Here is a 14,757-nt window from a genome sequence, read left to right on the forward strand (position 1 = left end):
GGATGCGCTGGTGCGCGCCCGGGGGCCTTTGCCGTGCGCGGGGGGCGGGGTAGGGGGTGTCCGGCGCAGCGCAGGTGCCAGGCGTCATGTGAAACGTGCGTTGCGCATGTTGCAACGCCCGGACGGTGGAGGGGTCGAGGCCATGCCCGAGTTGATTCCGGAGCCGCGGTACGCGCGATTCGACCGCGGCGCTGGAGAGTGCGCGCTGGACGATCCGCTGCTCGACGTCGGCCCCGGCGCCGAGGGCACCGCCCGCTGGCTGCGCCGGGAGCTCGGCGGCGCCACCGGCTGGGAGCTGCCCCCGCCGGCTGCGGGGGAGGTGTACGGCGGGCGCACGGTGATCCGGCTGGTGCTCCGCCCCGAGCTCGCCCGGAGCGCCGGTGCGCAGTCGTACGAGCTGCACGTCGCGCAGCGGGGGGTGCTGCTCGAAGGCGCCGACCCGGCCGGCCTCTTCTACGCCGCGCAGACGCTGCGTCAGCTGCTCGGGCCCGAGGCCTGCCGGCGCGCGCCCGCGGCGCCGGGCCACGCCTGGCGGCTGCCCGTGGGAGGCGTCCAGGACGGTCCCCGCTTCGGCTGGCGCGGGATGATGCTCGACGTGGCCCGGCACTTCATGCCGAAGGACGGCGTGCTGCGGTACGTCGACCTGCTCGCCGCGCACAAGCTCAACGTGCTGCACCTGCACCTGACGGACGACCAGGGCTGGCGGGTCGAGATCAAGCGTCACCCGCGGCTCACCGAGGTCGGCGCGTGGCGGCCGCGCAGCCGCTGGGGGCACCGGGCCTCGCCGCTGTGGAACGAGACCCCGCACGGCGGCTTCTACACGCAGGACGACATCCGCGAGATCGTCGCGTACGCCGCCGAGCGGCACGTCCGGGTGGTTCCGGAGATCGACGTGCCCGGGCATTCGCAGGCCGCGATCGCGGCGTACCCCGAGCTGGGGAACACCGATGTGGTGGACACCGCCGCGCTGGCGGTGTGGGACGACTGGGGCGTCAACGAGAACGTGCTCGCGCCGACCGAGGCCGTACTGCGCTTCTACGAGGGGGTCTTCGAGGAACTGCTGGAGCTGTTCCCCGCCGACGTCTCGCCGTTCGTGCACGTGGGCGGCGACGAGTGCCCCAAGGGGCAGTGGCGCGCGTCGGCGGCCGCCCAGGAGCGGATCCGCGAGCTGGGGGTGGACGGGGAGGACGGGCTGCAGTCCTGGTTCATCCGCCACTTCGACGGCTGGCTCGCGGAGCGCGGGCGGCGGCTGATCGGGTGGGACGAGATCCTGGAGGGCGGGCTCGCGCCGGGGGCCGCGGTCTCCTCGTGGCGCGGGTACGCGGGCGGGATCGCCGCCGCCGAGGCCGGGCACGACGTGGTGATGTGCCCGGAGCAGCAGGTGTACCTGGACCACCGTCAGGCGGACGGGCCCGACGAGCCGATGCCGATCGGGTACGTGCGTTCGCTGGAGGACGTGTACCGCTTCGAGCCCGTGCCGCCGAAGCTGTCGGCGGAGGCCGCGGCCCATGTGCTGGGCGCGCAGGCCAACGTGTGGACCGAGGTGATGGAGAACCGGAGCCGGGTCGACTACCAGGTGTTCCCGCGGCTGGCGGCCTTCGCGGAGGTGGTGTGGTCGCGGCTGCCGGAGCCCGGGGAGCGGGACTTCGCGGGCTTCGAGGCCCGGATGGGCGGGCACTACCGGCGGCTGGACGCGCTGGGCGTCGACTACCGGCCGCCGGGCGGGCCGTTGCCGTGGCAGCGGCGGCCCGGGGTGCTCGGACGCCCGATCGAAGGGGAGCCCCCGAACGTGTGATGCGGGTGGCGGCGGCCGGCCCCTTCCTGCGCCCCTTCCGCGCCTTACCCGTGCCCTCGCACGCCCTTGCGCGGCTTTGCGCGGCTTTGCCCCGCCTTCGTACGGCCTTCGTGCGGCCTTGCGGGCCCGGCCGCGCCGTTCGGTGCTCGTGGCGGGCGCGGTGGCCGCGGGGCCCGGTGGTCGCGGCGGGCATCGGGACGCTTCGGCACTGTTCGGAATCCTTCGGACTTCTGCGGAACTCTTGAGGCTTCCGGGACGTCCTTCGTCCTTGGGGGTTGTCGGGAACTCTTGCTCGATTTCGGCGTATTCAGCGAATTCTTCTGATTCGGATGATTCGGCGAATACGGGGGAAACCGGACGGCCGGGAGCTCCAGGGGGCGCCCGCCGGACCCTCGCGCCGGGCGGTGGGGAAGATGTGCCAGAGTTGCCACGTCCCGGCGGTGAGCACGTACCGTACGGCGGACAGGCGTGAGCGCCGTGACCGGGACATCGGGAAGGGGCAGCTGGGTTGACCACGCACGCACCGCATACACCGCAGGCGGCGCAGTCCGTGACGCTGCCGGCCTCGCTCGACGAGGCCGTGGCGGCACTCGCCGCCATGCCCGCCGCCGTGCCCGTCGCCGGCGGCACCGACCTCATGGCGGCCGTCAACGCCGGGCTGCTGCGGCCCGCCGCGCTGGTGGGCCTGGGCCGGATCAACGAGATCCGCGGCTGGCAGTACCAGGACGGGCATGCACTGCTCGGCGCCGGGCTCACCCACGCGCGGATGGGACGGCCGGATTTCGCCGCTCTGATCCCCGCGCTGGCCGCGGCCGCACGGGCCGCCGGGCCCCCGCAGATCCGCAACGCCGGCACCCTCGGCGGCAACATCGCCACCGCCGCGCCGACGGGCGACGCGCTGCCCGTACTGGCCGCGCTGGAGGCGATCCTCGTCATCCACGGCCCCGGCGGGTCGCGGCGGGAGATCCCGGTCTCACACCTGCTGGCCGGCCGCGAGATGCTGCGCCCCGGCGAACTGATCGGCTTCGTACGGGTGCCGCTGCTGCACGCGCCGCAGGTCTTCCTGAAGGCCACGGGGCGTACGGGGCCCGGGCGTGCCGTGGCGTCCGTGGGGCTCGTACTGGACCCCGCGCGCCGGGGAGTGCGCTGTGCGATCGGCGCGGTCGCCCCCATGCCGCTGCGGCCGCTGGAGGCCGAGCAGTGGGTGGCCTCGCTGATCGACTGGGACGGGGAGCGGACCCTGGCCCCCGAGGCGCTGGAGGCCTTCGGCGAGTACGTCGCGGCCGCCTGCGTGCCCGATCAGGGGGAACCGGTGGCTCCCGGTGTACTGCATCTGCGGCGGACGGTGGCCGTACTGGCACGGAGGGCCCTGGGGAGGGCGCTGACCTCATGAGTGAGAACGAGAACGTGAGCGGAACGACGGGGGAAGCGGGTCCCGCGGGACACGCCGGGCCTGCGGGCCGGACCGGCGCCGGCTGGGGCTGGGAGCCGGTGCCGCAGGGCGGCGAGTACGACTCCGACGCGACGGCCTTCGTGAAGCTGCCGCAGGACATGCTGGACGCGCTCGGCACCGGTGAGCCGCTCGCGGCGCCCGGGCACGGCTACGCGCCGCCGCCGATGATCGTGCCGCTGGGCTCCGGCAGCGCGGATCCGGCGGCGACGGGGACGTGGACGATTCCGGTGCAGTGGCCGGAGGCGGGAACGACGCCTCAGGCCGGCACGGGGGATGCCGCTGCCGGCGGCGCGGCTGCGCCCGCGCCGGTCGGCGGGCCGATCCCGGCCTCGATCCCGATTCCGGCGTCGGTGGCGGCGGCGTTCGCGGATCCGGGGCACGGGCACGGGCACGGGCAGGGGCAGGCTCCGGTCCAGGTCTCGGGCCAGGCTCAGGGGCAGGCCCAGGCGTCGGCTCCGGCGTCGGCGTCGGCCGAGGCCGCGCACGATCCCGGTGCGACCGCCGAGTGGCGGTTCCCGGAGGCGGTGCAGGACTCCGAGCCCGTGACCACCGGCCAATGGACCCTCCCGGAACTCCGCGAGGAGACCGGCGAGTTCCGGCCGAGCGCGCCGGCGGCCGACTGGAGCCAGGCCCCGGCGACGCTGCCGGGCGGCGCCGCGGCCCCCTGGGCGACCCACCCCGACTTCGAGGCCGCGCGTCCGGATGCCGTGATGAGCTCGGGCGTGCTGCCCGAGGCGCGGCCGGACGCGGGTGACGCGGGCACCTCGGGCGCGGGCCTGCGGCGGCTCGGCGGACCCGGGGTCGGCGGCCCCGGGCGCGGCCCGAGGGTGCTGGGCGGACCCGGCGTGGGCACGCTCCCGGAGGGGGAGCCGGTGCATCCGGCTCCACATGACATCGAGGCCGCCCACGGCCCGGCGGCGACGGCGGTCACGGCGGACCGGCCGCATCCGGGGGCGGAGGCCTCGGAGCCGCCGGCGGTGGCTGCGGACGCGGCCGTCGTCGCGGAGCCGGTGCGTGAGACGAGCGCCGTCGCGGCCGCGGAGTACGCCCTCGCGGGTGGTCCCGGCGCCGGCGACATCGGCGGCACCAGCGGCACCGGCGGCTTCGCGGAGCCCGGGGACACGAACGGGCACGGTTTCACGGCATCCGGCCACGGCGCGGCCGGGGCGGAGCCCGGGCCGGCCGGTGAGCACGGGTTCACGGCGGAGCCCGCCGACGCTGAGGGGCACGGCTTCGCCGAAGCCGCCGGGCCCGTTTCGGGTCACGGTCCTGGTCACGGTGCCGGCTCCGGGCACGGTGCCGGTTCCGGGCACGGTCCCGGCGCGGGTGCGGATCCCGATGCGGTTGCAGGCTCGGGCGAAGCCGGGGCTGCGGCCGTGCCGGGTGCGGACACCGCCGACAGTGCTGTGGCAACGCCGGATGCGGGGACGGCCGAAGGTTTCCCGCTCGAGGGGCCGGCGTACGAAGACGAACCGACTGCCGAGGCCGTCGCCCATCACGAGCACCCGCTGGCTTCCTACGTCCTGCGCGTCAACGGCGCCGACCGGCCCGTCACCGGTGCGTGGATCGGCGAGTCCCTGCTCTACGTGCTGCGCGAGCGCCTCGGCCTCGCCGGCGCCAAGGACGGCTGCTCGCAGGGCGAATGCGGCGCGTGCGCGGTGCAGGTCGACGGCCGGCTCGTCGCCTCCTGCCTGGTCCCGGCCGCGACGGCGGCGAGCAGCGAGGTCCGCACGGTGGAGGGGCTCGCCAGCGGCGGGGAACTCTCGGACGTGCAGCAGGCGTTGTGCAGGTCGGGCGCGGTGCAGTGCGGGTTCTGCGTGCCCGGCATGGCCATGACCATCCATGACCTGCTGGAGGGCAACCACGCCCCCAGCGAGCTGGAGACCCGGCAGGCCCTGTGCGGGAACCTCTGCCGTTGCTCCGGCTACAAGGGCGTCATCGAGGCCGTCCGCGAGGTCGTCGCCGAGCGTGAGGCGACGGCGGCCGTGGCCGACGCGCCTGCGCCGGAACCCGGGACCGGTCCGGGTACAGGTCTCGGTCCGGGTACAGGTCCCGGTCTCGTTTCCGGGCCCGGGCCCGGGAACGCCTCGGAGGCGCGCATCCCGCACCAGGCGCCGCCCGGCGAGGGCGGGATCCACCACAACGGAGGCATGGCGTGAGCGGGCACGACGCGGCCACGGCGACGACGACGACGGTAACGGTCTCCACGGGCGCTGCGGCCGCCGCCCCGCCCGAGGCGGGTGAGCAGGAGGTTCCGCGCGGAATCGGGGCCTCCGTACCGTCCGCCGACACGCGCGCCAAGAGCGAGGGCACCTTCCCGTACGCCGCCGACCTGTGGGCCGAGGGCCTGCTCTGGGCCGCCGTGCTCCGCTCCCCGCACGCACACGCCCGCATCCTCTCCGTCGACACCTCCGCGGCCGCCGCGATGCCCGGCGTGCGCGCCGTCGTCACCCACGCCGACGTCCCCGGCGCGACCACGCACGGCCGCAGGATCGCGGACCGGCCGGTCTTCGCGCACGACGTCGTACGCCACCACGGCGAGCCCATCGCCGCCGTCGCCGCCGACCACCCGGACACCGCCCGCCTCGCGGCCGCCGCGATCGCCGTCGAGTACGAGCTCCTCGACGCGGTCACGGACCCCGAGCAGTCCTTCGGGGCCCCCGCCCTGCACCCCGACGGCAACCTGATCCGGCACATCCCGCTCCGCTACGGCGACCCGGAGGCCACCGGCGAGGTCGTCGTCGAGGGCCTGTACCGGATCGGCCGCCAGGACCCCGCGCCCATCGGCGCCGAGGCCGGGCTGGCCGTGCCGCGGCCCGACGGCGGCGTGGAGATCTACACCGCCTCCACCGACCCGCATCTGGACCGCGACCTGGCGGCGGCGTGCTTCGGCCTCGAACCGGACCGCGTCCGCGTCGTCGTCACCGGAGTCCCGGGCGCCACGGCCGACCGCGAGGACGCGGCCTTCCAGCTCCCCCTGGGCCTGCTGGCCCTGCGCACCGGCCACCCGGTCAAGCTGGCCGCCACCCGCGAGGAGTCCTTCCTCGGCCACACCCACCGCCACCCGACGCTGCTGCGCTACCGCCACCACGCGGACGCGGACGGCCGCCTGGTCAAGGTCGAGGCCCAGATCCTGATGGACGCGGGCGCGTACGCGGACTCGTCCTCCGAATCGCTGGCCGCGGCGGTGGCGTTCTCGTGCGGCCCGTACGTCGTCCCGCACGCCTTCGTCGAGGGCTGGGCGGTCCGTACGAACAACCCGCCGTCGGGCCACGTACGGGGCGAAGGCGCGATGCAGGTCTGTGCGGCGTACGAGGGCCAGATGGACAAACTGGCCGCGGCACTCGGCATCGACGGCGCGGAACTGCGCCTGCGCAATGTCCTGGCGACGGGCGACCTCCTGCCCACGGGCCAGACGGTCACCTGTCCGGCCCCCGTGGCCGAACTCCTGCGCGCGGTACGCGACTGCCCCCTCCCCTCCCTCCCGAAGGACACCCCGGAGGAGGAGTGGCTGCTGCCGGGCGGCCCGGAGGGCGCGGGCGAGCCGGGCGCGGTGCGGCGCGGGGTCGGGTACGGCGTGGGCATGGTCCACATGCTCGGCGCGGAGGGAACGGACGAGGTCTCGACGGCGACGGTCAAGGTCGTGGGCGGGTCGGCGACGGTCATCTGCGCGGCAGTGGACACCGGCCAGGGCTTCTCCACCCTCGCCCGCCAGATCGTCCAGGAGACCCTGGGCGTGGACGAGGTGGTGACGGCCCCGGTCGACACCGACCAGCCGCCGGCGGGCCCGTCCGCGCACGGCCGCCACACATGGGTGTCCGGGGGCGCCGTCGAACGGGCGGCGAAGATGGTCCGCACCCAGCTCCTCCAGCCGATGGCCCACAAGCTGGGCATGTCGACGGAACTCCTTCAAATCCAAGACGGCCGGATCACGTCGTACGACGGCGCGTTCTCGACTACGGTCGCGGAAGCCATTGCGGGCAAGGAACTCTGGGCGACGGCCCAGTGCCGCCCCCACCCGACGGAACCGCTGGACGGGGACGGCCAGGGCGACGCGTTCGTGGGCCTGGCCTTCTGCGCGATCCGCGCGGTGGTGGACGTGGACATCGAGCTCGGCTCGGTACGGGTGGTGGAGCTGGCGGTGGCCCAGGACGTCGGCCGGATCCTCAACCCCCGCCAGCTGGAGGCCCGTATCGAAGCGGGCGTCACGCAGGGCGTGGGCGCGGCCCTGACGGAGAACCTCCGCTCGGTGTCGGGCCTGGTCCGCCACCCCGACCTGACGGGCTATGCCCTGCCGACGTCGCTGGACGCCCCGGTGGTCCGCATCGTCAAACTGGTCGAAGAGCGGGACGTGGTGGCCCCGTTCGGGGCGAAGGCGGCCAGCGCGATCCCTGTGGTGACGACCCCGGCGGCGGTGGCCTCGGCGGTACGTTCGGCCACGGGCCGCCCGGTGAACAGGCTCCCGATCCGCCCCTCGGCGGCGGTCGCGACACCCAACTCATGACCGTGTGACCCGCATTGCACGTGCAACCCCGAGCTTGGGACTGTCGGAACCGGTCGCTAGAGTGATCGGTAAGACGTAGTACGCGCACGTGCGAACGGGCGCGAACGGGGAAGGGGAGCGGCGGAAACGCTGCGCCCACGGGGATTTCGGGGAGTCGGGGAGGCCATCGTGGCAGAGGAGAAGGCGCCGGACCTGTTCGGGCTGGGCGGCATCAATACGGGCATGGCGGCTGCGATCGCGGCGCAGGCCGCGTCGCAGGCGGCAGCGGCAGCGCTGAAGGTCGAATACGACACGCTGACGGAATACCAGACCATGGTGAAGGACCTGCTGGACGACCTCACCGGCTCGCACGCGGACCACAAGAAGCTGGCGGACGACACCCTCCCGGCGGGCAAGCTCGGCACCGGCTTCCCGGAGGCGGACGCCCTCTTCAAGTCGTACGGCACGGTCATCACGGAGCTGCAGAAGCTCTCGAAGGGCCTGGCGGAGCAGATCGAGGCCCTGGGCATCGCGATCCTGACGGCGGGCAAGGGCTACGGCGGTGTGGACGAGGATACGCAGCGACGCATGGTGGCCATCGCCAAGCAGGCAGAGGCACAGTACGTTCCGGCGCGAGACCCCTATCTGGAAGAGCAGCGCAAGCTGGCGGCCTCGAAGCACACTGGCTCCGAGACTCCCAGCACCGGTGGCAACGCGACGGGGGGTACCAACTGATGGCAACGAATTTTGACGGCTACTCGCACCAGCGCCTGCGCGAGATGATCGCCTCGCTGGACCCGGCGGCGGTCAAGGAACGGGCCGACCGGCTGCAGAAGGCGTCCGAGGACATCGCGAAGATCGGCGAGAAGCTCAAGAACCACCGGGTCACCGGCTGGGAAGGCCAAGCCGCCACTGCCTTCCAGGAATGGGTGGGCCGGGCGGGCAACGCGACGCTCCGGCTGAGCGAGTACAGCGCGACGGGGTCCAAGTGGATGGGTGACACCGTTCAGATGATGACCGAGGCGTCGAAGATGCCCGTCTACAACACGAGCGCAGCCGAAAACCTCGCAGCGGCCCGCAAGGCCCACAACGACCCGGATGCGCAGCAGATCGCCCAGCAGGAGCAGGGCAAGCTGACGGCTGATCACAACGATGCCGTCACGCGGATGAACAATCTGGCGCAGAAGTACGAGCAGTCGTCCGGTGAGATGAACAAGGCGGAGATTCCGACGTTCCCGCCGCCGCCGGCAGCGTTCGTGCCAGAGAGCCGGTATGGCGGCGAGGACATGGCTCGCCCGGGGGGCAGTGCGGGATCGGGAAGTGTCGCAGCATACGCGCCGTCTGCCCCTGGTGGCAGCCACTCTGAGAACGAACCGGGATGGGTGCCGAGCCATCAGCCGAAGGCGGACGACACTCCGCCCCTGACTACAGGGCCCACGCCCCTGCCCGGGGTTCCGGACCGTGGCGTGGACGTGGACCTCGACCACGTTGCGACCCTGCCGCCGCCCACTACGACCCTGCCTCCGACGACGGGCACGCCGGTCCCCAACCTCCCCGTGGGCCCTGGACCCGGCCCAGTCGCTCCCTTCCCGCCCGTGGCGCTCCCGCTGATCACCGGCAAGACGGTTCCCGGCATCGGCCCCGGCCTCGGTCAGCTGCCGAACCTCGGTCCCGGCGGTAACAGCCTCGGGAAGGTCAACCCGACCTCCGGGCTGCTCCCGCGGGAATCCGGCATCATGGGCGGCCGCGCTGTGCCGACCAGCGGCCCCAACGCGGGTATCCCGCGCGGTACGGTCATCGGCGCCGAAGGCATGCAGGCCGGCCGCGGCATGACGGGCGGCCCCCACGGTGGTGGCGGTGCCCACGCCGGCGGCGTGAGCGGTTCCTCTGCGGCACGTCGGCTGGCTTCGGAGCCGGGCGGCATTGTGGGCGGCCGCCAGGCTGTGGCAGGCGGACGCCTGGGTACCGGCGGTCAGCCGTTCACCCAGGGCGGCTCGGGTCTCGTACGCAACAGCGGCGGTGCCATGGGCCACGCGGGGGCGGGTACACATGCTCCGGGCAGGCGAAGTGAGGACCAGGGCGGCGAACGCCCCGACTACCTGGTCGAGGACGAAGAGACCTGGCAGGGCAACCGTCGTGTTGCTCCGCCGGTGATCGACTGAGCAGAACGGACGTTATACGGGATGCACATGCGCAAGGCGACCGCGGCCCTGGTGGGCCTGCTGCTGGCCGGGGTCGCCGCGACCCCGGCCCACGCGGAGACCATTCGCTCGCAGCAATGGCATCTCGACACGATGAAGGCCGACGACATCTGGAAGATCAGCACCGGTAAGGGGATCACCGTCGCGGTGATCGACTCTGGCGTTAATCGCATCCCAGAGCTTGAGGGGCAGGTCCTTCCCGGCGCGGTCTTTCCTGCTGGCGATTCCGCGGGTGACAAAGACAACGATTACGACGGCCACGGCACCGGCATGGCGGCACTCATCGCCGGTACCGGAAAGCACCCGAGTGGGGATGGTGCCTACGGACTTGCACCCGGCGCCAAGATCCTCCCGATCCGTGTGCCCAATTTGCTGGAAGGGGACAACACCCCGTCTTTGGTTGCGGCTATTCGATACGCGGCGGACTCGGACGCCAAGATCGTCAATATCTCCATGGGTAGGTCCGGCAAGCCAGAGGCAGATCGGGAGCGTGCCGAGGCGGTGAAGTACGCGCTCTCGAAGGGCAAGCTGATTTTCGCCGCCGTGGGCAACTCCGGAGATACGCTCAACGAGGTCGAATACCCGGCTGCGACGCCTGGAGTGGTGGGCGTCGGCGCAGTGGATGCCAAGGGTGAGACGACCAAGGAGTCACAGCACGGCCCGCAGGTGGACCTGTCTGCCCTGGGCATCGACATCGTCATGGCTTGTACCGGTAAGACAGGGCTCTGTAAGACCCACGGCACCAGCGACGCGTCGGGCCTCGCCTCCGCCTCCGCCGCCCTCCTCTGGTCCGCGCACCCCGACTGGACCAACAACCAGGTTCTCCGGGTCCTCCTGAACACCGCCGGCAAGCCGACCGACGGTGCTCCGCGCAACGACTACATCGGCTACGGCATCGTCCGGCCCAGGATTGCGGTCCCCAACCCCGGCGATCCCGGACCGGCCGACGTGTACCCGCTGCCCGACCTGGCTGCCGCGGACGGGGCCAAGAACCCCACGCCCTCCACCGATGGCAAGGCCACCGACTCGGCGGCCGCCAAGCCGGCGCCCCAGGCCGAGGAGAAGAAGAGCGGCAGCACTCTTCCCTGGATCGCCCTCGGTCTGGGCGCTTGCGTGATCATCGGCGGAGCCGTCGCCGCGGTCGTCATAAGCCGCAACCGGCGCTGACCGGTGCCGACTGACCGCTGACCGGCCCCTCCCTCACGCAGGAGTTCACGCGATGTCGTTCGACGAGGAATGGTCGGCGGCACGCGCCACGGCCGCCACCAACGTCTCCATGCGGCTCAACCACGTACCTGTCGAGCCCGGTGGCGGCGGCGGTGGCGATGGCGACCTGGAGCTCAACCAGGACCACATCGGCGCCATCGGCACCGAGGCGTACAAGCTGCACTCGCGGCTCCAGACGGACGGGAAGCACGCCGCCACCGCCACCGGCGAGGCCGCCGGGGCGCTCACGAAGGAGAGCTTCGCCAGCGGGGCGGCGCTGCTGAAGGTCAACACCATGTGGGAGAGCCAGGTGAAGACCCTCGTGGCCGCCTGCGCGAACATCTCGAACGGCCTGAACTACTCGCTCAAGTCCCACGCCATGGACGAGGAGCAGTTGCACGCCGACTTCACCACGTCCGCGATCGACAAGTACCTCAAGTAGGCGGCGCCCTCCATGCTGACGTACGAGAACGTGATGAACGCGCCCTTGGACAAGCTTCAGACAGCGGTCACGGACTGGAAGGCCATGGCCGACAAACTGGACGAGATGGCCGAGGCCGCTCGCAACGGCATGAAGGCCAAGGCCGACAAGGCCGAGTGGAGCGGGGTCTCCGCGGGTGTCGGGCGGGCGTTCGTCGACAAGACGGCCAAGGAGTTCGAGGATGCGGCCAAGGAGGCCAAGGGCGTCCACCAGCTCCTCAGCGACGGTCACACCACCATCAAGACGGCCCGGGACGCGCTGAAGAAGGCCGCCGACGAGGAGGCCCTGGCCGCCGGGTTCCGAGTGGACGCGGCCGGCAAGGTCTCGGCCGTTCCGATGGACCTGAAGACCGAGTACGCGGCCCGGCACGACCCGGACTACCCCGAGTTCAAGCGCAAGCAGGAGGAGAACCGCAAAGCCTGGCAGGCAAGGGTGGACCGGCTCGTCGAGGACTGCGCGGACGCGGACGATTCCCTGGTCCGCGCACTGCGCGCCAATGTCACGGACGACAACAACTTCACCGTGCCGAAGTACACCACCCTGGACGGCGAACAGGCCGACAGGGCCGCCGAGTTGATGAAGAAGCTCGGCAAGGAGCAGGGCGGCGTGGCCCGCAACCCCGAGGCGCTGCGCGAGCTGGAGGACCTGCTCGACGACAACCGCAACGAGGCCGACTTCTCGACGGACTTCTACCGCAAGCTGGGCCCCGAAGGCACGCTTGAGGCGTACGCGAAGCTGTCCATCGACGCGTCGACCCTGGGGGACGCCGGCAAGGACCGTCTGGCGATGGTCGGCAACATCCAGAACGGCATGGGCGCGATGCTGGGGCTCGCCACGCAGAAGAGCTCGCCGAACCACCTGGATGCGGCGTGGACGACCGACCTGATGAAGGACGGTCGCAAGGAGATGCCGGTCACCGGCGATCTGACCAGCAAGATCTACGGTTACCAGGCGCTGGGCGCGCTGCTCCACGAGGGTAAGTACGACAAGGACTTCCTGACCTCGGTCGGCCGGGACATGGTCGCGTTCGACCGGGAGAACCTCAAAGCCTGGGAGCACGGGGCACCGTACGACCCGAAGACGGTGCTCAGTCAGGGCAAGGACGGCAGCCGGGGCTTCTACCCGCTGACGGGCCTGATGGACGCGATGTCCCACAACCCGGACGCGGCGACGGCCTTCTTCAACGAGCCGGTCCGCCAGGACAGCAACGGCGACGGCATCGTCACCACGGCCGACAAGGTGGTGGGCGGCCAGCACGGCAAGGCCCGGGGCATGGTCGACTACATGCTGGACAAGGAGTCGTGGACCGACGCCTTCGACCAGACTCCCGCCAACCCCTACGGCCAAGCAGGCCCGGCCCAGGACGCACTCGGCAACGCCCTCGAAGCGGCCGTCTCGGGCCGCGTGTCGGGCGACGAGGACGCGAAGCCCGTCCCGCACACCAAGGAAATGACGGCGATCATGGAACGCGTCGTCGAGAAGGTCGGCGACGACCCGTCCCTGGTGGCGCAGGACCCGGACGACGAGGACAAGAAGCCGAGGCTGGGCGCCCTGTCGGGGCACTTTGGCAACATGGCGGCGGAATACATCCCGGACCTCCAGGCGTCCGCCGAGAACGGCGGGAACCAGATCAAGGTCACCGGGGACATGGCGGAGTTCAACAAGGCGACGATGTCCCGTTTCCTCGGCGCGGTCGGCCAGGATCCGGAGGCCTATGGCGCCATCACGAATGCCAACCAGGCGTTCACGGCGGTCCTCATCACCGACGTGGTTCAGCATCACGGCGACAACAGCCTCCTGGACGCGGCCGTGGAGAACGCCGTGCAGCCCGGTGGCCAGATCGCAGGCATGATGACGGAGGCCCGCGCCCAAGGCATGCACGCCGAGACCGCCCACACGAACGAGGAGTACGTGAAGGGCGTCGAGGACGGCGCCAAGTGGATCAACCGCGGCATTTCGGCCGTCGGCGGTAAGTACCTCGAAATGGTGCCGGTCGCCGGTGACGTCGCGGAGTGGGTCCAGGAGGACGTCACCGAGCTCTTCGTCGAAGACGCCAAGGAGAAGGGCAAGGAGAAGACCGCCAACACCGAAGAGGCTGTGGCGAAGATGTACGCAGAGGCCGAGGGCCAGACAAGCGGTGCGGCAAGCAAGGCCGTGCTGCACGCGGCTGCCGGCTCGGGCCTGTCCGAGAAGGAGATCAACACGCTCGCCGGTGTGGCGTCCAAGGAATCGGCGGTCGCTCATTCGGTCGGCCGCGACTTGGTGGACAGTTCGAAGGGGACATCCTGATGCCCGTGGCGAGGCTGGTTGGGGAGCCGACGGCACGCCGCACCTGGCCGCGAGGTGGACGGGCCGATGTGCGTTCAGTTGATGAAGGGATGACCAGGACTTCCCCTACAAGGAGCTGAAGTGCGTGCCCTGATGGTTTCCACCGCTCGCGTCGCGGCACTCGCGGTGCTCGTGACCCTTGTCGCAGGATGTACCACGTCAGATCCCGAGTTCAAGGCGTCGCCATCGGTGAAGTCTCCGGAAGTGGATCTGACGAAGGCATGCCCCGGGTTGATCACCGATGCGGCCGGTGAGGCCCTGAAGGATGTCCTGCAGTCCTCGCATCTGGTCAACGACGATGCTCAGGCCGTCGGCGTCACGGCCATGGGCAAGGCTCTGGAGGAGTTCTACCGCGCGGGGCCGAAAGCCGGAGAGTTCGCCGCTCCTGCATGCACCGTCACCGGAACCGTGGGCAGGGGGAAGCGGGTCGGGGAAATTCGCCTCGCCGCCGCGAGCCGGAACGCCGGCGCGCCGGGAGCTGACCAGACGGCTGTCCGGGTGACGCGCGCCGACAAAGAGCGAGGCGTGGCCTTCGACTGCGTGAGTACCCGTGTCGGCTCCACACGCGACATGCCGCTGCGGATCACGGCCTTCTACAAGGACCGGTACCAAGGCAGCAGGGGAGACGGCGTGCTGGGTGAGGACTACCTGGTCCTCGCCCACTCCGGCGCGGTTGCGATCGCCAAAGAGCTGGGGTGCGAGAACAACGGCGGACTACCCGAAGGGGCCTCTGCCCTCCCGAAGCCGTGACGTACGGCGCGGGCCGAGTGCCACCGGACGGCGGAGAGAAGGCCGCCCGGATGGGGCCGG

General features: G+C 71.8%; 10 protein-coding genes. All 10 read left to right on the plus strand.

What is annotated here, in order from left to right; genetic code table 11:
* Positions 1-142 precede the first annotated feature (142 nt).
* The 10 genes from AB0I68_RS29570 to AB0I68_RS29615 all read left to right on the plus strand — a co-directional run bounded on the left by AB0I68_RS29570 (position 143) and on the right by AB0I68_RS29615 (position 14,697).
* The gene (locus tag AB0I68_RS29570) at positions 143-1,795 is read left to right on the plus strand and encodes a beta-N-acetylhexosaminidase (RefSeq protein WP_363180422.1); all 1,653 of its coding nucleotides are present in this window, start codon (positions 143-145) and stop codon (positions 1,793-1,795) included.
* A gap of 508 nt (positions 1,796-2,303) precedes the next feature.
* A complete protein-coding gene (locus AB0I68_RS29575) occupies positions 2,304-3,188 on the plus strand; it encodes an FAD binding domain-containing protein (protein WP_363180423.1) in 885 nt (294 codons plus the stop codon).
* Entirely contained in the window at positions 3,185-5,407 is a 2,223-nt protein-coding gene (locus AB0I68_RS29580; RefSeq protein WP_363180424.1) for a (2Fe-2S)-binding protein, read from the plus strand. Before AB0I68_RS29575 ends, AB0I68_RS29580 begins: the two co-directional genes overlap by 4 nt.
* Positions 5,404-7,752 (plus strand): xanthine dehydrogenase family protein molybdopterin-binding subunit, encoded by a 2,349-nt coding sequence (locus AB0I68_RS29585; RefSeq protein WP_363180425.1) that lies wholly within the window; start codon positions 5,404-5,406, stop codon positions 7,750-7,752. Before AB0I68_RS29580 ends, AB0I68_RS29585 begins: the two co-directional genes overlap by 4 nt.
* A gap of 168 nt (positions 7,753-7,920) precedes the next feature.
* Positions 7,921-8,466, plus strand: a complete 546-nt coding sequence (locus AB0I68_RS29590) for a hypothetical protein (RefSeq protein ID WP_363180426.1) — start codon at positions 7,921-7,923, stop codon at positions 8,464-8,466.
* Positions 8,466-9,893 carry a hypothetical protein gene (locus AB0I68_RS29595; protein WP_363180427.1) on the plus strand — a complete coding sequence of 476 codons (1,428 nt, stop codon included), beginning with the start codon at positions 8,466-8,468 and terminating at the stop codon, positions 9,891-9,893. The genes AB0I68_RS29590 and AB0I68_RS29595 overlap by 1 nt, the downstream gene beginning before the upstream one ends.
* Before the next feature lie 21 nt (positions 9,894-9,914).
* Complete coding sequence (gene mycP / locus AB0I68_RS29600) at positions 9,915-11,099, plus strand: type VII secretion-associated serine protease mycosin (RefSeq protein WP_363180428.1); 1,185 nt, start codon at positions 9,915-9,917, stop codon at positions 11,097-11,099.
* A gap of 52 nt (positions 11,100-11,151) precedes the next feature.
* Positions 11,152-11,580 carry a hypothetical protein gene (locus AB0I68_RS29605; protein WP_363180429.1) on the plus strand — a complete coding sequence of 143 codons (429 nt, stop codon included), beginning with the start codon at positions 11,152-11,154 and terminating at the stop codon, positions 11,578-11,580.
* Positions 11,581-11,592: 12 nt separating this feature from the next.
* Positions 11,593-13,908 (plus strand): hypothetical protein, encoded by a 2,316-nt coding sequence (locus AB0I68_RS29610; protein ID WP_363180430.1) that lies wholly within the window; start codon positions 11,593-11,595, stop codon positions 13,906-13,908.
* Between the two features lie 120 nt (positions 13,909-14,028).
* Complete coding sequence (locus AB0I68_RS29615; protein WP_363180431.1) at positions 14,029-14,697, plus strand: hypothetical protein; 669 nt, start codon at positions 14,029-14,031, stop codon at positions 14,695-14,697.
* The last annotated feature ends 60 nt before the right edge of the window (positions 14,698-14,757 follow it).

The sequence above is a fragment of the Streptomyces sp. NPDC050448 genome (assembly GCF_040655295.1).
Lineage (GTDB): Bacteria > Actinomycetota > Actinomycetes > Streptomycetales > Streptomycetaceae > Streptomyces.